Below are 20,612 nucleotides of genomic sequence, written 5' to 3'. Positions count from 1 at the left end.
CTATGTTTGTTATTTAAATTATAATTTAAGTTCAAAAATTATATCTATTCCTCAAAAAGAATAAAAGAGATAATTAAATCACTTTTGACGCAAGCTCTGAGCCCCTCACGAGCGCTTCGAGTTTTTTATAAACTATATTTTCGTCTACATTTCCAAAACCAGCAAAGGTACTAAATCCACAATCAGTACCAGCTAATAGTTGCTCAATATCAATCACTTTTGCATAAGTTAAAATTCTATTTTTCACAACTTCAGGATGCTCAACAAAATTTGTGGTAGAATCTATTACACCTGGAGCAATAATTTTATCCTTTGGTATTTTTAAATTTTCAAAAGTTTGCCATTCATGAGAATGTCTAGGGTTAGATGACTCAATTAGATAAGTTTGTACATTTGCTTTTAATGCAATTGGCATTATTTTTTCTAGTGCAATATCATGTAAATGTGGACCTTCGTAATTTCCCCAACAAATATGAAGTCTAATATTTGAGCTATCTATATTACTTATCGCACTGTTCAGACATTCAATTTGTTTTTCAGCTCTTAATAAAAATTCATCTTCTGAAAAATCTTTAAATGTCATGTGTCTAGCTAATGCTAAATCAGGACAATCCAACTGTAGTTTTATTCCACTCGATGTAATTTCTTCATATTCTTCTTTCATTATATTTGCCAAGTTTTCTAAATATTCATCATCATTTTTATAAAATTTATTAGGTAAGAAAGCTGATATGACACCTGGTGATGCAGCATTCATGAATCCATTCTTGTGATTATTTTTATTTAAAGCTTCTTTAAAATTATTAATATCTTTTGTTAGAGAAGACTTGTCTTTTACTTTTAATTCATTTGTACAACAAGGTCTTGTATAAGTAGGTGTTCCACCTGTTCTAGCTATTCTTTCTTTAAAAGATGGAAAATCATCTAAGTCTTTTGGTGCTTTTCTTTCACTTTCACCAGAAAAACCATCAATTCTATCCTTTACATAAGTAGCATAACTTATTTTAGACATTTCACCATCGCTGATAAAGTCTATTCCTACATCGATTTGTTTTTTAACAACCTCATTCACGTCTCTGTTAACTATTTGATCAAATACACCTAAATTTATTTTTTGCTTTTGATCTTTCTTAAATAAAAGATCTGATAATTCATTTGATCTTGGTAGACTTCCAACATGTGTTGTTTTAATTTTGACCATAAATTATTTCATTAAAATTTGTTTCCAGATCGCAACTTCATCAAATAGAACCCACTCCCTTATAACATTTCCATCACTTATTTCCGCATGATTAATACCCATTATAAAAATATTTTTATTTGTTGCTTCACCAAACTCAGAAGTATCATTTAAATGATCAGCCTCTAAAAACCACCTAATTGATGCTTTATGATTCTTATTTGGTTCCTCTAAATACCCAATATGTTCAACAGAAAATTTAATATTACCTAAAGCATCCTTTATTAATTTCCAAAATTTCACAATATCTTCTCTACCATGTCCAATTCTATTACCTGGCCAATAAATACTCGCTGCTCTGGCATAGTCAGAAAAATCATAATCATTGTTGAAAATTTTATTTAGTATATTTGAATATTTTATACCAACAGAGTTTTTTGGGGCAGGAGTTGGTTTATACTCTGACTTCATATCAGATTTAGAATTAAATAATTTTTGTGCTTTTTCTAGTCCACCTTCATTTTCAATAATTTTTTGAGCAAATTCTTTAGGAGTAAAACCTATCTGTCTAACCATAGCACCTTGATCTCTTACAATCCACTCATCGTAAACCTGATTATCTTTACATGCACAATCTGCAATAACTCTATAATAAATATTTTTTCCTGTTGGTTTACCGTAATAACCTTCTCCAAGATGAGTGCCTTTACTTAAAATTCTGTGAGAGGAATGATAACCCTCATCATCTTTTCCATTCCAAATAACATCTTCTCCCAATAATTGTCTGTTCGGGAATTCTTTTAATGTTTTAAACGTTGCATCAATAACTGGTTTATTTCCATAGGTAACACCAAAAGGAGATCTTACAGGAATATCATTGGTATAAAAATTTGCTATAGATTTAACGTCTTTACCTTCCCAAATTTGTTTTGTAATCTTCAGTATAAAATCAGGAAAACTTTTATATTTATTATCAAATCCTTTCATTAGATTTGAGTTACACAGTTTAATAAACTTTCTTCATGATCATTAATTTTAATATTTACTTGTGAATTAATTGGAATAGAAATTGTATCTCTAGGATTGAGTTTCACTAAAAAATCATCAATTTTTATTTGCCAACTTCCTTTCTGTGAAAACATTATTGCGGGCTTTGAAAATTTCAAATTTTCTAATTTACCTTTTTTTGCTTTTAAAATTGATAAGTTAAAACCTGTATTATGATTTATAACAGGATTAAACTTTTTATCTTGAAAAGTATCACCTAATACTTGAATTAAATTAAAATCCTCACTTATTTTATTTTCATAATTAATTCTGTCAGAAAATTTACAAATGTAATTTTCAAGTTCATTTAATTTATAATTATCAAATTTTTTAATTTCTTCAGAGGAAATTGGTTCTAGGAGAGATTTGTTTTTAGGAATATCATTTATAGATAAATCAATTAGAGAATTATCATTTAAAAGAGCCATTCCTGTCTGTTTAGCTTTTTCTAAGACACTTGGAACCCAAGTTATTATTCCAGGATCATCTCCACCTAATACAACAAAAATTAATCCTTCTTTATTCCCTGCATTCTCAAATCCTCTAAACATATTAGTTGGCATAGAAATTATATCTCCTGCGCTAAGAATTGTTTCATCTTTACCTTCAGCGCCCCAATAGAACCTCCACTTACCAGAATAGATAATAAAAACTTCAGCGGTAGTATGACTGTGTAGGCCTGAACCATTTTTTGGCAATGCTGATACGGCACCTAGATTAAAGCTATGAGGCATAGCTATTTTAACAAATTGTTTACTGTCTTCGGCAACCCCAGGACCTACAATAGAATAATTTTTTCTTTCTTTGTGTCCTTCAAGCTTTCCCTCAACAAATGGTAAAGTACTTGGAACAAGGTCCTCAAATTTAGCTAATCGATTATTCATATTTTTTTAAACTATATTTTGTGATACTAAATTTATATAACAAAAAATTTATGCAAATAGAACAATTTGATACAGGTCTTAAGGGTCAAGAGAATGTTGAAAAAATAGTTATAACTCCTGAGGAAAATTATAATTATAAACAGGTTGTTAGAAAATATTTAGGTACGATAGTAAAAGAAGGTATTTCTAATCTAGATCAAAATCTTCAAAATGCGTTCTCTAACAATGTTAAAATTAATTGTTTTTATCCATTAAATGAATTTATTGGAATAGACGAATTTAAGGAAATGTTCTGGAAGCCTTTATTTAATTCATTTCCTGACATTGAAAGAAGAGAACAGCTAGTAATAAGTGGAGCTTTTAGGGACAAAATTCAAGTTGGAACAATCTCAACTTTATCAGGGGTTTTCAAAAAAACGTGGTTAGGCATTAAACCAAATATGAAAATGGTAAATCTAAAATGTTGTGAAATTCATGAACTTAAAAATAATAAAATTATTGAGAGCTATATTTTGATTGATTTAATAGATCTCTTAAATCAAATTGGATTAAATCCATTAAAGACCTCGAGAGGCTCGGAAGGTAGTTGGTTGAGCCCAATAAATACAGATGGTGTAAATTTTTTTGAAAAAGATATGCAAGTTTCTAAAGCTAGTTTAGAACAATCACTTATTATGCAGAGAAGTTTAAATATTAAACCTGAATTAGAAGTTTCTTCTGATAAAGATCTTAAGGAAAGATTAATCAATCACCCTCAAAATGATTATTGGCATGATAAAATGGTATGGTATGGACCAAGTGGAATTGGTACAGCGAGAACTTTAGAAGGGTTTGTTGATGATCATCAATTACCTTTTAGAAAAACATTTAAAGAAAGAAATTATTGGAAACTTGGTCACTATTGTGAATTAGGAGATGGAAAATTTTCCTTAACTGCTGGCTGGAATAGTATTCATGCTACTTATGGAACTGAAGATTGGCTAGGTTATAAAGCTAAAAATCAAAAAGTAACTATGAGGGTTATGGATTTTTACCATCATGATGAAGGAAAAATTCGTGAAAATTGGGTTCCAATTGATATAGTTCACATATTGAAACAAATTGGACTAGATATTTTAGAAAATATAAAAAAATAAAATGGCAAATATAAAATTTACTGGTGTACATAAATCATTTGGATCAAACAAAATCATTACTGATTTTAATCTTTTAGGAAAAGAGGATGAGTTTCTTGTTCTTGTTGGACCATCTGGATGTGGAAAATCAACATTATTAAGAATGATTGCTGGATTAGAAAAAATTGATGAAGGTGAAATTTTTATTAACGAACAAAAAATTAATGAACTTCATCCTTCAAAGCGTCAAACTGCAATGGTTTTTCAATCTTACGCTCTTTATCCTCACATGAATGTTTATGAAAACATGTCTTTCGGTTTAAAAATTGAAAAAAGACCAAAGGAGGAAATCAATTCAAAAGTTATGCAAGCTGCAAAAATTCTAAAAATTGAAGAACTTCTTGAGAGGAAACCAAAACAATTGTCTGGAGGTCAAAGACAAAGGGTTGCAATAGGAAGAGCTATCACAAGAAATCCAAAAATATTCTTATTCGATGAACCGTTATCAAATTTGGATGCTGCTTTAAGGGCTGAAATGAGGGTGGAAATATCAAAATTACACAATCAAATAAAAACCAATATGATTTATGTTACTCATGATCAGGTTGAAGCTATGACTTTAGCAGATAGAATAGTTATTTTAAATCAAGGCAACATTGAACAGGTTGGGACTCCTGAAGAAATTTATAATGACCCTGCAAATATTTTTGTGGCTCAATTTATTGGTACACCCAAAATGAATATTCTGGAAGTTGATGAAAAAAACATAATTTCTGATAATAAAATTAAGTTATTAGGTAATGATATTGTGTTTGATAACTTAAAACTCAATAAATCAAAACATTTTGTAGGCATTAGACCTGAACACTTAAAAGCAAATCAAGAAAATCAATTTACTTTTAATCCTGAAATTGAATTAATTGAAAACTTAGGTAACGAAAAAATTGCTTATATGAAAAAAGAGGAACATCAATTAAGTGCCAAAATCCCTAGCAACATAGAAATTGGAAATAAAATTGGATTTGATCTAAATGACATTTTTATTTTTGATGAAAATGGAAGAAGACTAAAATCTTAACACAACTTACAATTGACAAATTTCAATTTTTCCCCAATTTTTTAATATTTGCTATGAGACTAGCACATATCTGATATGTGACAGTGAGTAGTTTGCGAAACATTCTCAAATTAATATAGTTTTAATTATAAATAGGAGGGGAAATGAAAAACATAATAAGATTGTTTTGCGTAATATCTTTTTTTATTTCAAGTATTGTTTACGCAGACATAAAGTTTTGGACTACAGAAGTTCAGCCTGCCCGAATGGCTAAGCAAGAGGAAATGGCAAAAGCTTTTGAAGCTAAAACAGGAATTAAAGTAGAGGTGATCCCAGTAGAAGAGAAAGATTTGGGAACTAGAGCTACAGCTGCTGCTGCTGCGGGTGATTTACCAGATGTAATCTACCATACTCTACAATATGTATTACCATGGGCTGAAGCAGGAATTTTAGACGTAGACGCTAACAATGACGTAGTTAAAGACCTAGGTAAAGATACATTTGCACCAGGTGCACTTAATATGGCTAAAAAGGGTTCAAAAATTGCAGCTGTTCCAGTTGATGGATGGACACAAATGGTTGTTTATAGAAAAGACCTTTTTGAAAATGCGGATTTAGCACCACCAACAAGTTATGCAAACATTGTTGCTGCGGTTGAGAAATTATCAAAACAAAATGGTATGTTTGGTTTTGTTGCTGCAACAAAAACTGATGAAAATTTCATGAGTCAGGTTTTAGAGCATGTTCTTTTGGCAAACGGTGTTAATATTGTTAAAAAGGGTGGTATCAAGAAACAAGGTAAGAAACTAAAAGAGGCATTAGAGTTTTATAAAGTAATTGCTAAAGCAAGTCCTCCAGGCGAATTGTACTGGAAGCAATCTAGAGCACTTTACTTTGCAGGTAAAACTCCAATGATCATTTGGTCTCCATTCATCATGGATGAACTTGCTGGTTTAAGAGACTCAGCTCCACCAACAATTAACAGTGACCCAACATCACCTGAACTAGCATCTAAAACTGGTTTTATTACTAATTTTAGTGGGCCTAGTAACAAAAAAGGTGCTGCATGGGCAGATATTAGATACTTCGGTATAACAGCTGATGCTGATACTGATGAAGCTAAACAATTTGTCATGTACTCAATGGATGAAGGTTATGCAAGCACACTATCCATTGCTCCAGAGGGTAAATTTCCTGTAAGAAGAGGAAATTCAAGTGACCCTGAAGCTTTCACAAAAGCTTGGAGTAAACTACCTGTTGGAGTTGATAGAAAAGCTCCTTTGTCAGATCTTTATGACCCAGATGTTATAAATAATATAGTAGCTGGTTTAGATACTGCAAATAGATGGGGTGTTAAAGAAGGTGAACTATCAAGAGCATCAAAAGTCATAAATTCTCAATTTATAAATAGAGTTACTAGACTTTATATTGACGATCAAATCGATGTTGATGAGGCTGTTGATATGATTAACAAATCATTAGCTAAATTCAAATAATTTTAATTTTTTAAAAAAGCGGATAATATGAATTATCCGCTTTTTTTATGAATGATACTTTAGCAAATACAGAAAAAAAAACTGCTTACATATTAACTCTACCTGCAGTCCTTTTAGTTTTTGCAATAATTCTCTTTCCAATTTTTGCAAATGTTTGGATTAGTTTTAAAGAAGTCGAGTTAAAAGATATTAGAATTCCTGAACCAAGAGCTAAAAAGATTGTAAAATCTATCTCAGATGAGCCCTCAAAAATAAAAATATTATATAAATTAAGAAATAGCTCACTACTTCAAGAAATCAGAGAAGTTTCATTTAAAGATAACTTTCCAAAAAATTTTGAAATTGAAAATTTAGACCCAAGATGTGATTATAAAAAGTCCTCACTAAAATGTGAATTTGGCAATTGGCCAGCTAAATATAAGGAAAATTTTCAAGTAATTTTTTCAACAAACGATGGATCAAAAATTGATAAAAAAATTATAAAATCAGTTAAACCGAAACTAAATGGAAAATCTGATAACATATTACTAAATACCAACTTCACCTTAAAAAACTTTAAAAAAGTTTTATTTGAGAATGAATTTGTAGATTTACTACTAACAACTTTTTATTACACGTTTTTTGGAACTGTTGGCTCTATAGTATTTGGTATTCTTACTGCACAAATGGTTAATCAAAAGTTTTATGGAAGAACATTTATGAGAAGTGTTTTGCTTTTTCCATATGTTGCTCCAGTTGTGGCTTTAGCTTACACTTGGGAACTTCTATTAGACCCAAATAGTGGTACGCTTAATAGCTTATTATTAAATTATCAAATCATTGAAACTCCAATAAATTTACTTGGACAAAAATATATTGAAATTAGTATTTTTGGTTTTGATTTTAAATTAAGACTTGCTCTAACTACAGTTATAATGTTTGAAATTTGGAGGTATTTCCCTTTAGCCTTTTTATTTATTCTTGCAAGACTTCAAGCAATACCAAAAGAATTATATGAAGCTGCCGATGTTGATGGCGCAAGTCCATTTCAAAAATTTTTTAAAATTACGCTTCCACAAATTACTGCGGTAATTTCGATTTTATTCATGATTAGATTTATATGGAATTTTAATAAATTTGAGGATGTCTTTTTATTAACTGGGGGCGCATCAGGAACAAGGACTTTACCAATAAATGTTTATCAGCAAGGTTTTGCAATATCAGATATTGGAATGGGTTCAGCTGTTTCAATAGTAATAGTTGTATTACTTTTAATGTTTATGTTTTTTTATTTTAGACTTTTAGGGAAGAGGGTAGATGAGAACTAAAAACACAATTATATTTTCATTAATTTCCACATTATTCTTAATTTTTTTAATTTCGATTTGGAAAATATTAGCTACGTTACAAGGTTTAAGCATCAATAGTTTTAATATAGAAGTACTATTCTTACTAGGATTTTTAATATCATTAAGTCACCTTGGAATAGGTAATAAAATTAAATCAATTTATAAATCAATAATTTTTTCATCAGTATTTGTTTTTTGTGATGGTTATTTAATTCAAAAATTACCTGTTTGGTATAATGTGGGAGTATTTTTAATATTATATTTTTTTAGTTATAAAATTGGCAAATATAGTTTTATTGGTTTAAAAGAAGAGCACTCAACTCAAGTAATTTTATTTGACTTTTTAACTTTATTTGGAATTTTATTTTTTTCATTCGTAATATTGTTTCCATTTTATATGATGTTAGTTACAAGTTTTAAGACACAGATTGCTTTGTTAGTAAATCCTTTGGATTTTAGTATTAATTTTGGGCAAGATATAAAAGATTTATTTAAATCCTACTTTGTTATTTTTAAATCCTATAAATTTGGTAAATATATTCTGACTAGTACAATAGTTTCCGTTGGCACAGTTATTATAACTCTTCTTTTTGCAATTCCTGCTGCTTATGCAGTAGCAAGATTAAATTTCTTTGGAAAAACATTTTTGTCTACATCCATACTTATAATATATATGTTCCCAGCAATTGTGCTTGTAATTCCACTTTACACAATTTTTAGTCAACTAGGTTTGCGAAATTCAATAGAGGGATTATTGATAGTTTATACAGCAACGACACTTCCAGTAGCAATTTATATGCTGCAAGGTTATTTTAAAAGCATACCTAAAGAATTAGAGGAAGCAGCAATATTAGACAAATTGAGTTGGTTCGGAATTATAACAAAAATTATAATTCCATTAAGTATCCCTGCTATTTCTTCTGTTGCACTATATGTATTTATGATTGCATGGAATGAGTTTTTATTTTCTTTAATGTTCTTGGATAATCCCAATTCATTTACACTATCAAGGGCAATCCAATATTTAAGTGGTGATGCTGAAACTCCAAGACAATATTTAATGGCAGGATCAGTTGTTGTTACATTGCCCGTATTGTTTATATTTGTTTATTTTGAAAAATATCTAGTAAGTGGTCTCACGGCTGGAAGTGTGAAAGGTTAATGAAAATTTCAATTAATAAAGCAAAAAAAACTTTACTTGGCAATAGAAGGAGAGGGTATACTTTGCCAACTAATAACAAACTTTATCCAGCTCAGTGGAATTGGGACTCAGGATTTATAGCTTTGGGGTATTCTTACTTTAACTTAAACTTTGCCTTAAAAGAAATTAATACATTATTAGATGGACAATGGAAGGATGGAATGGTTCCACATATTTTATTTCATAATACAAAAACAAATTATTATCCAAATTACACTGCGTGGAATTGTGGTAATAAAATTCATTCATCTGGAATAACACAACCACCAATATTAGCAACAATTTTAAAGGAAATTTTAAATAAAAATGAAATTAACAAAACTCAACTTTTAAATATAAAAAAAATAATTAAAAAAATAAATAAATTTCATGAATGGTTTATTCAATTTAGAGATCCAAAAAAAACTGGTTTAGTATCGATTTTGCATCCATGGGAAAGTGGATATGATAATTCTCCTTTATGGGATGATCCTATGAATAAAGTAAAAATTGAGAAAAATATTAAATATAAGAGAGCTGATAATAAAGTTGTAAATCCAGATTTTAGACCTTTAGATATTGATTACGATCGGTATGTAACAATCAAAAACAATTTGAGAAAATTGAAATATAATCCAAAAAAAGTTTATAAATCTTCATTTTTTAATGTTGTAGATGTAGGTTTTAATTCAATATTTTTAAAAGCAAACAAAGATCTTGTTACATTACTAGATAGATTTGGTTTAAACAAAAAAAAAATAGAAAATTATATCAAAGCAACAGAAAAAAATTTTCTAAAATTATATGACAAAAAAAGAAAAACTTTTTTTTCAAAAGATATAAAAAATAAAAAAAAGATTTTTATTCCATCAATTACAAATTATTTTTTGTTATTTGCTGATTTAAATAATGATAAAATAAATAAAATATTGATCCAAAACCTAAAAAAACATAATTTAAAAGAAAAATATTTTTTTTCATCAATTAAATCAAATCACAAAAGTTTTGAGGAGAAAAGATACTGGCGTGGTCCTGTGTGGATTAATTGTAATTGGTTTATTTATAAAGGACTAAAAAATAAAGATAGACTTTTTTCTAATAAAATAAGAAATAAAACTATTCAAATATTAGAAAAAAAAGGTTTTTTTGAATATTTTAGCTGTAAGAACGGTAAACCAATGGGTGCAAAAAATTTTTCTTGGTCAGCAGCTCTTTACTTAGACTTAAAACTTAATAAAAATTAGTTTGAAAAGCCGTATTTTCTTAATCTAACATCACCTGTTCGAGCATGTGCTTCCATGCCTTCGTATCTAGAAATTCTAGCACAAGCTGCTCCCACTTCTTTCGTTGCTTCTTTACTCATTCTTTGGAAGCTTAGTGTTTTGATAAATTTTCCAACAAATAAACCGCCTGTATATTTTCCAGCACCTTTCGTTGGTAAAATATGATTTGTACCTGAGCATTTATCACCATAAGCTACTGTTGTTTCTTCTCCAATAAATAAAGAGCCATAATTTTTAAGTCTATCATGATACCATTGTAAATTTTTTGTCTGAACCTCTAAATGCTCTGGCGCATAATCATCACTTACTTTTGCAATTTCCTCATCAGTATCACATAATATTACTTCACCATAATCTCTCCATGCTGCACCAGAATTTTCTCTAGGTAAATCTGGAAGATCTTCGATCAATTCAGGAACCCTTTGCAATACATAATCAGCAACTTTTTTGCTTTTTGTAAATAACCATGCAGGAGAATTGTAGCCATGCTCAGCTTGTCCAACAAGATCGTAGGCAACCATTTCAGGATCAGCCGTCTCATCTGCAATTACTGCAATTTCCGTTGGTCCTGCAAATAAATCGATACCAACTTTACCAAATAAAAGTCTTTTTGCTTCAGCAACAAATTGATTTCCTGGTCCAACTAAAATATCTGCTGGTGCATTTCCAAATAATCCGTTAGTCATTGCTGCAATAGCTTGAACACCGCCTAAATTCATAATTACATCAGCACCACATAAATCTGCCGTATAAACAATTGATGGATGCACACCAACACCAGGTTTAGGTGAGCTACAGACTATTATATTTTTAACTCCTGCTACTTTGGCTGTTGTTACGCTCATTACAGCAGATGCTATATGAGCATACCTACCAGCTGGGACATAACAACCAGCAGTATTTACCGGAATTAATTTTTGACCTGCAAACAGACCATCAGATAATTCAACTTCAAAATCTCGACCGTAATTTTTTAATTGTGCTTCAGCAAATTTCCTCACTCTTTCATGGGAAAATTGAATATCATCTTTAGTTTTTTGATCTAAATTTTTTTTAATCTCTTCAATTTTTTCTTTAGAAACAATTACATCACCTTCATATTTGTCAAATTTTTTTGAAAGTTCTTTACATCCCTCTTCTTTGGTTTTTTCAATATCTTTTAAAATATTTTCTACTATTTCTCGCGTCTTAGTATCATCTGTAGATGAAGTCTTAGGTGATCTTTTTAGATATGTAATAGCCATTTTACTCCTTTAAAATTAAACTTATTTAAATGAAATTTTTTTAAATTTCAATGAAACATTTAGTCTAAAGCAACCACAGCAGCAGCAATCGATGCTAGTCTTGCTTGTGCTTCATCTGATCTACTTGTTATTACTACAGGCACTTTCCCTCCAACAACTACTCCTGCGGCACATGCACCACTGAAATAAATAAGCATTTTGACCAATGCATTTCCAGTCTCCACACTTGGTACCAACAATACATCCGCTTCTCCAGCAACCAAGTTTTTAATTCCTTTAATTGCTGCTGACTTTTTTGAAATACTATTATCAAATGCCAATGGACCAAAAACATCAGCATTTAAATTTTCTTTTGTAGCTAGTTTAGTAATTTCAGCAGCTTCAATGGAACTTGGTACACTTTCTAAAACTTCTTCAGTTGCAGACAATACAGATACTTTGGGTCTTTCTATTCCTATTCTGTTTGAAAAATTTACAACATTCTTAAGAATATGCATTTTTGTTTTCAAATTTGGCAAAACATTTAATGCTCCATCGGTAATAATTAAAGGCTTATCCTCTTTATCAATGGTCATATGCCAGATATGACTCAGCCTTGTTTTACCAAGCAAATTATACTCTCTTTTTAAAACTTCTTTCATCAAAACATCTGTATGAATATGGCCTTTAACTATTATTTGGACTTTTCTATCACTTGCTAATTTAGCCGCTATTTTTGCAGTGTCGTTTTCAACAGGCACGTGAATAAGTTCATAATTAGAAATATCCCATTTTATATCTTCAGCACATTTTTGAATTTCTACTTCATGACCAATAAAAATAGGTTCAATTAATTTTTCTTTTACTGCGTCCTGAACTGATAACATGGGTAAGGGTTTTCCTGCATTTACAACTGCAACTTTAACTCCCTTTTTTTTATGAGCTAAATCTAATAAGTTATTTGGACAGACAATTTCTTTGTTTGAAAGCATTTTCTTTAAATAAGTCAAAAAACTCAACATGTATATAGAAAAAAATCGTCTAAACAAATTACAAAAAAAGTTATAATCTAGATATTAACAGGTTAACACTTTGGAGATTGTAACTAAAATTGCGCCAATTATTTTGGCATTGATAATGTTAGGCTTAGGCCTAGGATTAAAACTAGAGGATTTCAGCAGAGTATTAAAAACACCAAAAGATTTTATAGTTGGTTTTATTTCTCAATTAGTAATTCTTCCAATTGTAGCATACATATTAATTTTAATTTTTAAAACACCCCCAGAAATTGCAATTGGGGTTATGATCATAGCTGCGGCTCCAGGTGGAGTAACATCGAATATTATGACAAAATTTGCTGACGGAGATGTTGCATTATCAATATCTTTAACAGCTGTAATTAGTTTATTAAGCATAATAACAGTTCCATTAATAATTTTTACATCTGCAGATATGTTAGGAATAACAGAAGTCTATCGAAATATTTCAATGACAGCAATAGCTTTAAAAATGTTTTTAGTTGTAACGGTACCTGTAATTTTAGGAATGATTATAAGAAAATTTGCTGAAAATTTTATATCTTCTAAAGTTGGAATATTTAACAAACTTAATATTGTGTTATTTGTAATTTTCTTCTTCGCTGCGTTTTACGAAGAAAAAGACAATTTAATTAGTTTCATAATGCAAGCTGGTTTAATTACTTTAATATTAAATGTATCGATGATGGTTATTGCGTACTATATCGCAAAAGCTTTTACTTCAGGAGTTAAACAAATGAGATGTATTGCCTTAGAATGCGGATTGCAAAATGGTACTTTAGCTATATTTGTTTCAACACAAATTTTCGGCACTGATATATTATATGCAATACCAACAGCTGCTTATGCACTAATCATGTACATTACAGGATTTATTTTTATTTATATTTTAAGAAAGTCTAATTAAGAATTTATTATTCTTATCTGATTAAAAACTTTATAAATAAAATGACTTAAGCTAACCATATTTTTATTCACCATTCCCTTAGTTGTTATAAATGCACTATCTTTAGCATTAAATGAAATTAATTTTTTTTCATTCATATGAAGATATTTTTTGTCAATTAAATATTTCAGTTTTCTAACAACTGTAGGCCTTGGAATACCAGTTATCTCAGAAATTGACATAGCATTTACACCTCTACTATCAGAGCCCATAACCTCTTTATGGAATGAACGCATATTTTTTTTTGGATTAAAATCTTTATTTTTAACTGCATTAATTACTACAACCATACCAATACATAAAGTTTCTAAATCTTTAAGCTCTTTTCTCCATCTATTGATATAAATAAACCAAAATTTATTAAACTGATATAGGCAGTAAGAAAAATTTTCTTTTATTGCTAATATTATTTCTTTAACAGTATAAACTTCATTTACTAAATTTTCCTTTATTAAAATTTTATTAAATTCATGTAAGATATTTGCAACCTCTGTAAGAGTATCGACTGCTTTAGCCGAATAGAGAGTATCTCTTACAACAAATATTTTCTTACCAATTCTTTTAATTACTTTTAGTTTTTCTAATTCTATAACTTTTCTTCTGATGCTTTCTTTCGGAATTCCTAGATCTTTTGAGATATCTGAAATGTTTATTTTATCAATTTCAATTGATTTTTTTTCATAAAATGTTTCGTAATTAATTTTTAAGCCATTTTGCCTGAAATACACAAGATCTTGATGTATCAAATATATAATAATGACGAACTTATCTATATCTTTCCAATGATCATAGGCTCTGACAAACCAATTACTTGTTAAAGTAAAATAGTAGGGTGCTAGTGCGGCAAAATTATCTTGAATTACTTTATTGATTATTTTTTCATCAATGTGTTCGGATATACTAGGTAAAGTATTCATATTTTTAAAAAAACCCAATATGAACAATATAAAATAATGAGTCAACCCATTTTGGACAAATATACCTATTCTAAAAAAAATAAATTTATGTTTACTTAATGAATGAGTACAGAAAGCTTAAATAGAACATCCGAGTTAGAGACCCCTTCCCAATTTGTTGAAGCTCCGAAAAGAGTTAATGTTGATGTTTTAAAGCAAAGGCTTTTACAAGAAAAAAAAAAGGAAAAAGTTAAACGAACTATAATTTTATCATCTGTTATAGTTTCTTTAGGTGCTCTAACAATGTTAACTTATTAAGTTTTCCAAATCTTTCTTTATTATATCTGGTATAGAAATTTCTTTTTTTAAGTTATTTTGATACCGTTTGAATTTATTTTGGCCTGGATACATTATTTCCTTAACTCCTTTGATCTTAGGAAGTTTTTTTATTGTTTTAATATTATCTTTAATTCGTTGGTTATAATTTTTTTGAAATAAATTTGCTCTAAAAGTTATGAATAAATGACCAATATTTTGTGGTCCTGAAAAATCATCAAATGGATCCTTAACTCTTCCAGCGTGATTGCCTCCAGTTAAAACTCCACTTAAAATGTCCACCATCCAGGCAAGTCCAGAACCCCTAAATCCTGCAATTGGTAATTGTACACCCGCTAATGCTTTTTTTGCATCAATAGTTGGTTTGCCAAACTTATCTAAGGCAACACCCGCAGGAATTGATTGATTGTTTCTTGCTGCAACTCTTATTTTTCCTCTATTAATCATTGAGATTGATGTATCTAAAATAAATGGAATTTTAGAACCAGTAGGGGATCCAAAACAAATTGGATTAGTTCCAAATAAAGTTTTTAATGCACCATGCGGAGCAACTGCTGGAGGAGCATTTGTATAGATCATTGTAATTAAATTTTTCTTTACCGCTTGTTCTGCGTAATAACCAGATAAACCATAGTGACCACTATTTTTAACTGCCACCATTCCAATACCTGTTTTTTGTGCATGTTTAATTGCAGTTTTAATTCCTAGATCAGCAGCTACAAATCCAATACTATTATTTGCATCAATATGTGAAATAGAGGGAGAAATTTTTTTAATTTTAATTTTTGGCTTTGGATTTATTACTTTTTTAGAAATTCGATCACAGTACATCTTAAGTCTTGATAAACCATGTCCATAAGCCCCAACTAATTCAGCTTTTATCAGTGCATTAGTTGAAATTAATGCATGATCATTACTTAAACCAAATTTCATGAATATTTTAATTATTTGTTTTTTTAAAATATTAGGTTTCATTTTAATCATTTTTTTTCAACCAATCAGTGATTATCTTCATATTTATTATAGATTTATTTATGTCAAATAAATTAATTTGTTTATTTTGGTTTATAAAACATTCCGAAACATTTTGAATTTGATTAGCATATACAGATAAATCTGAATGTATTGTTTTAATAAAGTAATGATCTTTTATTAAAACCTCAATATTAGTTTTTTTTTCAGGTAACCATGGTTGGTTAATCTTAATATATCCATTTTCAAAGTTAATTTTGCAGATATTATCTAAATCTGATTTAAGACTGACTTTTAATTTACCCTCAAATTTATTATCATAATTTAAAATTAATTCTGCCTCATCATCAACTCCATTTTTAGCATAATTTAAAGATTTCGAAGTAATAGAAATTTTTTCATAATTTTCAACAAATAACATAAAAAAGCTTATTGGATAGCATCCAAGATCAAATATTGAGCCGCCACCTAAAGATTTATTAAAAAGTCTTGAGCTAGTTTTAAATTTTGCTTTAAAACCAAAGTTACATTCAATACTTTTTATTTTTCCAAAGTCATTCTTTCCATATAAGTTTAATATTTCAGTAGTTTGAGGGTGAGAGTAATAGGCTATTGCTTCATAAAATTTAATACTCTTTTTATTTACTAAGGCTTCTGTTTCGATTAGATCCTCTAAAGATAATGAAACAGGTTTTTCACATAAAATTTTTTTTCCTTCTTTAGAAATATGCTTAATTAAATCAATATGAGTATTGTTTAAAGTAGCAATATATATTGCATCAATGTCTTCTCTTTGAATTAAATCTTCATAAGAAAAATTTTCGAAGTTTTTAAATCTTTTACCAGATTTGCTAGCAACTCCTTTTAACAGTGCATTGTCTGTTTCCTCTATGGCATTTGCAAAAGCCATGCCCATTCTTCCTAAACCTAAAATACCCCAATTAATCATTAAAAATGATCAAACCAATTTTTATAAATTTCTTTATTTTCAATAAGAAATTTAGGCAGCATTTGATCGTCAGCTAATTTTAATTTGTATTTTGCGTTATATTTATTCTCCTTTGTTTTATCAGCAAAGTGATCATAATTAACTATTCGATTATCAATACAATATTGAATATCTTTAGCAGTTAATCCAGAAACCTCATATTCATTATGATGACCAAAATTTAAAAGTTTTTTATGTAAATCCTCTGCAGTTTTAACATTAGTAAAATGCCAGCCACCATTTTCTACAATTTGAAGATTATTTTGTTTATTTTTTGAAAAGTAAGTATCTATACGCCACCATGGATATTTTTTATTTTTTAAATTTCTTAGCCAAGATAAAGAAATTAGCTTTTTTTTCTTACATGCTTTAGTGCCAAACCAAGGCATTAAGTCATAAAATAGATTAAATTTATAGTAAAAAAATAATTGTTTAAAAATAAAGATATCATTTTTTGAGTTTTTAAAACTTGTAGATTCAAAATTTGGTATTTCATCATTATCACTTAGACAAATTAAGTCGTCTTCGGAAACATCTTTTAATGCATTTAAAATATAATTGTAAGATTGTTCAATTCTCAACAAACTATTCATTCTTTTAACTGAGCTTTTGTCAGTATTTTCAATGATACCCTCAGGTTCATTTTCAATTATTAGATATTCTATTTTGTCTTTGAATTTAGGAAAGTTGTTAATATTAAAATTAAGTGTTTTTTTTTCGCCACTATGTGAGTGCTTTGCTTCGACTATTATAAATTTATCTACAAACTCATTGAGAATGTTAAATCTAATATCTAACATTAAATCTTCTGAGTAATAAGTGGTGCAATCAATAATTTTCATTGATAGTAATTAATTTTAATAAATTATCCTTTTCCACGCCAAGGAATAGTTTTATCAATTATTTTTCTTAATGTAATATCAAACAAAAGACCTAGTAGACCCATAATAATTATTGTTATCCAAATAACTTCCCACTGGAAGTATTTTTTTGCAACATTTTCAACAAAACCAATACCAGTTGTACCTGCTAGAAACTCTGCAGCAACAAGTGTTCCCCAACACATACCAACAGCAACTCTAATTCCTGTAAGAATTTCAGGAAGTGAATTTGGGAAAATTACATGTCTTAAAATTTGTTTTTTAGTAGCCCCTAATGAGTGTGCTGCATGTATTTTTGAGAGTTGTGTTCCTGAAGCACCGGCTCTTGCAGAAATAATCATAATAGATAACGAGACCATAAATAATAAAAATACTTTTCCAGAGTTATCAATTCCAAGCACAGAAATAATTAAAGGTGCCCATGCGAGAGGAGGGACCGGTCTATAAAGTTCAATTAAAGGATCAAAGAAACCTTTGGCAAATCTATTTAGACCCATAAATAACCCCAATGGAACACCAATAATAATTCCAAACACTAATCCTAAAAACACCCTCATAAAAGAGTCCCAGATATGTCCGTATGGAACGGGAACTTTCAGTAATTTAAAGTCACCTGTTGCAACTTTTAAAACATTACTTTTAAAGTTTTCTTTTACAATTCCATCTTTTGTATGAACTGGATATTCACCAGGTAATATATCTGCTATCCAATCTGGTAAAATGAAGCCTATCATTTTACTGACATCAACCATTTCAATCCATAAAAGAGGAACATTCTTGTATCCAACACTTGGTTTTGATAGTTCAACAAATTTATTAAATGTATCAGATGGTTTAGGTAGCCATCTGCCTGAACCTTGTTCAGAACAAGTTGCTCCACTTGCTACAATTGTTCCTGAAGGAAACAAAAGTATATCAATTAATCTTAATCCACCCTGTTCTTTGTTTTGCAATTCATCAAACTCTAAGATGGCTTCTTGCATTTCATTTAAAGCATTAGGAGGATAAATGCTTGCAAATTCTATTCTTCTTGCAATTTTAACGATATTTTTTGCATAGTCAGATGCTATCTCACTACTATCATCTAAACTTTTTCTATAAGCTTTAATATCATCTTTTAATTGTTTTATTGTGCTTTTGAATAATGGATTGTGATTTCTTAATTTAAAAAACTTATCATTTATTAAACTTAGTTCTTTTGCCGCTGCATGAAATTTTAAACCTTTAATAGTCTGAGGAGCAGTTGGTATCTCAATAGTGTTTTCTATTGAGCCACTTCCAGAGTCTATTGTGACAATTCCCCAACCACCTTGTTCATCAACAAGTTTTTGTCTTTCAATTTTTTGAGCGTCTGTTTCAAAAGGATAATTTTCCTTTTGAAAATTAATACTGAGTTGCTTTATTTGCTCAGTCATTTCTTGAATTTTAATTTTGGTTTCTATTTCTATTAATTCTTCACTTGTTAACAATGGAATTAATTTAGAGGTTCTATCAATATAACTTACAAGGATTTTTTTTTGTTGATCGTTTAGATCTGTGGATCCTTTAATTTCATTTGCAATTTTTATAAGATTTTTATTTTCAATTTTTATAATAGAAGTACTTTTGAACTCTCTCTCTTCAATAGGAAATTGATATTTTAAGCCTAATAATGATTCATTTATTTTAGCAACTTGACACAATTCGTTTGCAGATTTTGGATAAAAACCTCTAGCTATATCCCATGAATAATAAAGCCACAAAATTAATATTGCACTACTACCAACAATTACCCAGTGCGTTCCACCTTTAGATCTTTCTGGATTACCAAATACAGCATCAACTTTTTCAGTTTTAATTAATCTTCTTCCATAAAGAACGCATCCAATAATAGATACTACAATTAGTATTGTTACAATTTGGGTTAGCATTAATTATCTTTTCCCATTATTTCTTCTTCCATGTTCCAGATCATAGATAAAATTTCTTCTCTAGTAGATGAAAATTCTTTATTTTTTTTAATTTCTCTTAAATCTTGTGTAAGACCCATTTCTGCAAATGGAAGATTGTATTCTTTATGTATTCTTCCTGGTCTTGGTGCCATAACATATAATCTTTCACCAAGTAAGAGAGCTTCCTCCACGGAGTGAGTAATTAAAATAATAGTTTTTCCGGTTTCTTTCCAAATTTTTAAAACTAATGACTGCATCTTTTCTCTTGTTAATGCATCTAAAGCCCCTAATGGCTCGTCCATTAAAATTAGATCAGGATCATTTATTAAACATCTTGCAAGAGCAACTCTTTGCTGCATACCACCTGACAATTGATAAGTAGGAGTGTTACCAAATCCTTTCAAACCAACTATATCTAACCATTCCTCAACTTTATTACCTGTAACTTCAGGATCTTCTTTTTTCATCCTAAGTCCGAAATTTACATTCTCAGCTACTGTTAACCATTCAAACAAAGCACCTTGTTGAAATACCATTCCTCTTTCAACACCAGGCCCATCAATTTCATTATTATTTAATGTAATTTTTCCTGAAGTAGGTCTTAAAAATCCGGCAGTAATGTTTAGTAAAGTTGTTTTTCCGCAACCAGAAGGACCAAGAACCGTAAGCAACTCCCCTTTTTTTAAAGTAAAACTTACATCCTTAAGCGCATGAACTGTTTCTCCTTTTGGAGTTTTAAAAATCATATTTAGATTTTGAGAAACAAGATCACTCATAGTGCCCTTATATTTGAAATTTTTTAAAAAAAATAGGCACTAATTATTAAATCAGT

General features: G+C 29.3%; 19 protein-coding genes. 8 read left to right on the top strand and 11 right to left on the bottom strand.

The window, feature by feature from the left end:
• Window positions 1-73 precede the first annotated feature (73 nt).
• Genes ACTT9X_RS04450 through ACTT9X_RS04440 form a run of 3 tightly spaced genes read right to left on the bottom strand, consistent with a single transcriptional unit; the run spans window position 74 to window position 3,111 of the window.
• Window positions 74-1,201, bottom strand: a complete 1,128-nt coding sequence (locus ACTT9X_RS04450) for a cobalamin-independent methionine synthase II family protein (RefSeq protein WP_440934463.1) — start codon at window positions 1,199-1,201, stop codon at window positions 74-76.
• Between the two features lie 3 nt (window positions 1,202-1,204).
• Window positions 1,205-2,167, bottom strand: coding sequence for an ester cyclase (locus ACTT9X_RS04445; protein WP_440934462.1), 963 nt, complete (start codon window positions 2,165-2,167; stop codon window positions 1,205-1,207).
• Complete coding sequence (locus ACTT9X_RS04440; RefSeq protein ID WP_440934461.1) at window positions 2,167-3,111, bottom strand: cupin domain-containing protein; 945 nt, start codon at window positions 3,109-3,111, stop codon at window positions 2,167-2,169. Before ACTT9X_RS04440 ends, ACTT9X_RS04445 begins: the two co-directional genes overlap by 1 nt.
• 50 nt (window positions 3,112-3,161) lie before the next feature.
• Between ACTT9X_RS04440 and ACTT9X_RS04435 the strand changes: the two genes are divergently transcribed.
• The 6 genes from ACTT9X_RS04435 (at window position 3,162) to ACTT9X_RS04410 (ending at window position 10,531) form a co-directional block, all read left to right on the top strand.
• Window positions 3,162-4,247: an ester cyclase gene (locus ACTT9X_RS04435; RefSeq protein WP_440934460.1), complete on the top strand. Its 1,086-nt coding sequence runs from the start codon at window positions 3,162-3,164 to the stop codon at window positions 4,245-4,247.
• A gap of 1 nt (window position 4,248) precedes the next feature.
• Window positions 4,249-5,304, top strand: a complete 1,056-nt coding sequence (locus tag ACTT9X_RS04430; protein WP_440934459.1) for an ABC transporter ATP-binding protein — start codon at window positions 4,249-4,251, stop codon at window positions 5,302-5,304.
• 143 nt (window positions 5,305-5,447) lie between these two features.
• Window positions 5,448-6,779, top strand: a complete 1,332-nt coding sequence (locus tag ACTT9X_RS04425) for an ABC transporter substrate-binding protein (RefSeq protein ID WP_440934458.1) — start codon at window positions 5,448-5,450, stop codon at window positions 6,777-6,779.
• A gap of 47 nt (window positions 6,780-6,826) precedes the next feature.
• Window positions 6,827-8,086 (top strand): carbohydrate ABC transporter permease, encoded by a 1,260-nt coding sequence (locus ACTT9X_RS04420; RefSeq protein ID WP_440934457.1) that lies wholly within the window; start codon window positions 6,827-6,829, stop codon window positions 8,084-8,086.
• On the top strand, window positions 8,076-9,269 hold the full coding sequence (locus ACTT9X_RS04415) for a carbohydrate ABC transporter permease (RefSeq protein WP_440934456.1): 1,194 nt from the start codon (window positions 8,076-8,078) through the stop codon (window positions 9,267-9,269). The genes ACTT9X_RS04420 and ACTT9X_RS04415 overlap by 11 nt, the downstream gene beginning before the upstream one ends.
• On the top strand, window positions 9,269-10,531 hold the full coding sequence (locus ACTT9X_RS04410; RefSeq protein WP_440934455.1) for an MGH1-like glycoside hydrolase domain-containing protein: 1,263 nt from the start codon (window positions 9,269-9,271) through the stop codon (window positions 10,529-10,531). The genes ACTT9X_RS04415 and ACTT9X_RS04410 overlap by 1 nt, the downstream gene beginning before the upstream one ends.
• On the opposite strand, the gene hisD is transcribed toward ACTT9X_RS04410, so the two are convergent.
• Window positions 10,528-11,814: a histidinol dehydrogenase gene (hisD, locus tag ACTT9X_RS04405; protein WP_440934454.1), complete on the bottom strand. Its 1,287-nt coding sequence runs from the start codon at window positions 11,812-11,814 to the stop codon at window positions 10,528-10,530. The genes ACTT9X_RS04410 and hisD overlap by 4 nt on opposite strands.
• A gap of 59 nt (window positions 11,815-11,873) precedes the next feature.
• Window positions 11,874-12,785: a bifunctional enoyl-CoA hydratase/phosphate acetyltransferase gene (locus ACTT9X_RS04400; RefSeq protein WP_440934453.1), complete on the bottom strand. Its 912-nt coding sequence runs from the start codon at window positions 12,783-12,785 to the stop codon at window positions 11,874-11,876.
• A 100-nt stretch (window positions 12,786-12,885) separates the two neighbouring features.
• Between ACTT9X_RS04400 and ACTT9X_RS04395 the strand changes: the two genes are divergently transcribed.
• Entirely contained in the window at window positions 12,886-13,737 is an 852-nt protein-coding gene (locus ACTT9X_RS04395) for a bile acid:sodium symporter family protein (RefSeq protein ID WP_440934452.1), read from the top strand.
• Here ACTT9X_RS04395 and ACTT9X_RS04390 read toward each other — a convergent pair.
• Window positions 13,734-14,693: a MarR family transcriptional regulator gene (locus tag ACTT9X_RS04390; protein ID WP_440934451.1), complete on the bottom strand. Its 960-nt coding sequence runs from the start codon at window positions 14,691-14,693 to the stop codon at window positions 13,734-13,736. The two genes, ACTT9X_RS04395 and ACTT9X_RS04390, sit on opposite strands and share 4 nt — an antisense overlap.
• 102 nt (window positions 14,694-14,795) lie before the next feature.
• On the opposite strand from ACTT9X_RS04390, the gene ACTT9X_RS04385 reads away from it, so the two are divergent.
• Window positions 14,796-14,990 (top strand): hypothetical protein, encoded by a 195-nt coding sequence (locus ACTT9X_RS04385; RefSeq protein WP_440934450.1) that lies wholly within the window; start codon window positions 14,796-14,798, stop codon window positions 14,988-14,990.
• On the opposite strand, the gene ACTT9X_RS04380 is transcribed toward ACTT9X_RS04385, so the two are convergent.
• From ACTT9X_RS04380 to ACTT9X_RS04360, 5 genes are read right to left on the bottom strand one after another with little or no spacing between them, the layout of a single operon-like run.
• On the bottom strand, window positions 14,979-15,983 hold the full coding sequence (locus ACTT9X_RS04380; RefSeq protein WP_440934449.1) for an Ldh family oxidoreductase: 1,005 nt from the start codon (window positions 15,981-15,983) through the stop codon (window positions 14,979-14,981). The two genes, ACTT9X_RS04385 and ACTT9X_RS04380, sit on opposite strands and share 12 nt — an antisense overlap.
• Window position 15,984: 1 nt before the next feature.
• On the bottom strand, window positions 15,985-16,929 hold the full coding sequence (locus tag ACTT9X_RS04375; RefSeq protein WP_440934448.1) for a Gfo/Idh/MocA family protein: 945 nt from the start codon (window positions 16,927-16,929) through the stop codon (window positions 15,985-15,987).
• Complete coding sequence (locus ACTT9X_RS04370) at window positions 16,929-17,810, bottom strand: hypothetical protein (RefSeq protein ID WP_440934447.1); 882 nt, start codon at window positions 17,808-17,810, stop codon at window positions 16,929-16,931. The genes ACTT9X_RS04375 and ACTT9X_RS04370 overlap by 1 nt, the downstream gene beginning before the upstream one ends.
• Window positions 17,811-17,833: 23 nt before the next feature.
• Window positions 17,834-19,759, bottom strand: coding sequence for an ABC transporter permease (locus ACTT9X_RS04365; protein WP_440934446.1), 1,926 nt, complete (start codon window positions 19,757-19,759; stop codon window positions 17,834-17,836).
• Window positions 19,759-20,556, bottom strand: a complete 798-nt coding sequence (locus ACTT9X_RS04360; protein WP_440934445.1) for an ATP-binding cassette domain-containing protein — start codon at window positions 20,554-20,556, stop codon at window positions 19,759-19,761. The genes ACTT9X_RS04365 and ACTT9X_RS04360 overlap by 1 nt, the downstream gene beginning before the upstream one ends.
• Window positions 20,557-20,612: the final 56 nt, after the last annotated feature.

The sequence above is a fragment of the Candidatus Pelagibacter sp. genome (assembly GCF_052049855.1).
Taxonomy (GTDB): Bacteria; Pseudomonadota; Alphaproteobacteria; order Pelagibacterales; family Pelagibacteraceae; genus Pelagibacter.
Note: the sequence above shows the minus strand (reverse complement) of the source record. Positions and strands in the feature narration are given on the sequence as shown.

Coding starts and splice junctions, on each gene's coding strand:
- ACTT9X_RS04450 (WP_440934463.1), bottom strand. CDS start 1,201: ATGGTCAAAATTAAAACAACACATGTTGGAAGTCTACCAAGATCAAAT.
- ACTT9X_RS04445 (WP_440934462.1), bottom strand. CDS start 2,167: ATGAAAGGATTTGATAATAAATATAAAAGTTTTCCTGATTTTATACTG.
- ACTT9X_RS04440 (WP_440934461.1), bottom strand. CDS start 3,111: ATGAATAATCGATTAGCTAAATTTGAGGACCTTGTTCCAAGTACTTTA.
- ACTT9X_RS04435 (WP_440934460.1), top strand. CDS start 3,162: ATGCAAATAGAACAATTTGATACAGGTCTTAAGGGTCAAGAGAATGTT.
- ACTT9X_RS04430 (WP_440934459.1), top strand. CDS start 4,249: ATGGCAAATATAAAATTTACTGGTGTACATAAATCATTTGGATCAAAC.
- ACTT9X_RS04425 (WP_440934458.1), top strand. CDS start 5,448: ATGAAAAACATAATAAGATTGTTTTGCGTAATATCTTTTTTTATTTCA.
- ACTT9X_RS04420 (WP_440934457.1), top strand. CDS start 6,827: ATGAATGATACTTTAGCAAATACAGAAAAAAAAACTGCTTACATATTA.
- ACTT9X_RS04415 (WP_440934456.1), top strand. CDS start 8,076: ATGAGAACTAAAAACACAATTATATTTTCATTAATTTCCACATTATTC.
- ACTT9X_RS04410 (WP_440934455.1), top strand. CDS start 9,269: ATGAAAATTTCAATTAATAAAGCAAAAAAAACTTTACTTGGCAATAGA.
- hisD (WP_440934454.1), bottom strand. CDS start 11,814: ATGGCTATTACATATCTAAAAAGATCACCTAAGACTTCATCTACAGAT.
- ACTT9X_RS04400 (WP_440934453.1), bottom strand. CDS start 12,785: ATGCTTTCAAACAAAGAAATTGTCTGTCCAAATAACTTATTAGATTTA.
- ACTT9X_RS04390 (WP_440934451.1), bottom strand. CDS start 14,693: ATGAATACTTTACCTAGTATATCCGAACACATTGATGAAAAAATAATC.
- ACTT9X_RS04385 (WP_440934450.1), top strand. CDS start 14,796: ATGAGTACAGAAAGCTTAAATAGAACATCCGAGTTAGAGACCCCTTCC.
- ACTT9X_RS04380 (WP_440934449.1), bottom strand. CDS start 15,983: ATGAAACCTAATATTTTAAAAAAACAAATAATTAAAATATTCATGAAA.
- ACTT9X_RS04375 (WP_440934448.1), bottom strand. CDS start 16,929: ATGATTAATTGGGGTATTTTAGGTTTAGGAAGAATGGGCATGGCTTTT.
- ACTT9X_RS04370 (WP_440934447.1), bottom strand. CDS start 17,810: ATGAAAATTATTGATTGCACCACTTATTACTCAGAAGATTTAATGTTA.
- ACTT9X_RS04365 (WP_440934446.1), bottom strand. CDS start 19,759: ATGCTAACCCAAATTGTAACAATACTAATTGTAGTATCTATTATTGGA.
- ACTT9X_RS04360 (WP_440934445.1), bottom strand. CDS start 20,556: ATGAGTGATCTTGTTTCTCAAAATCTAAATATGATTTTTAAAACTCCA.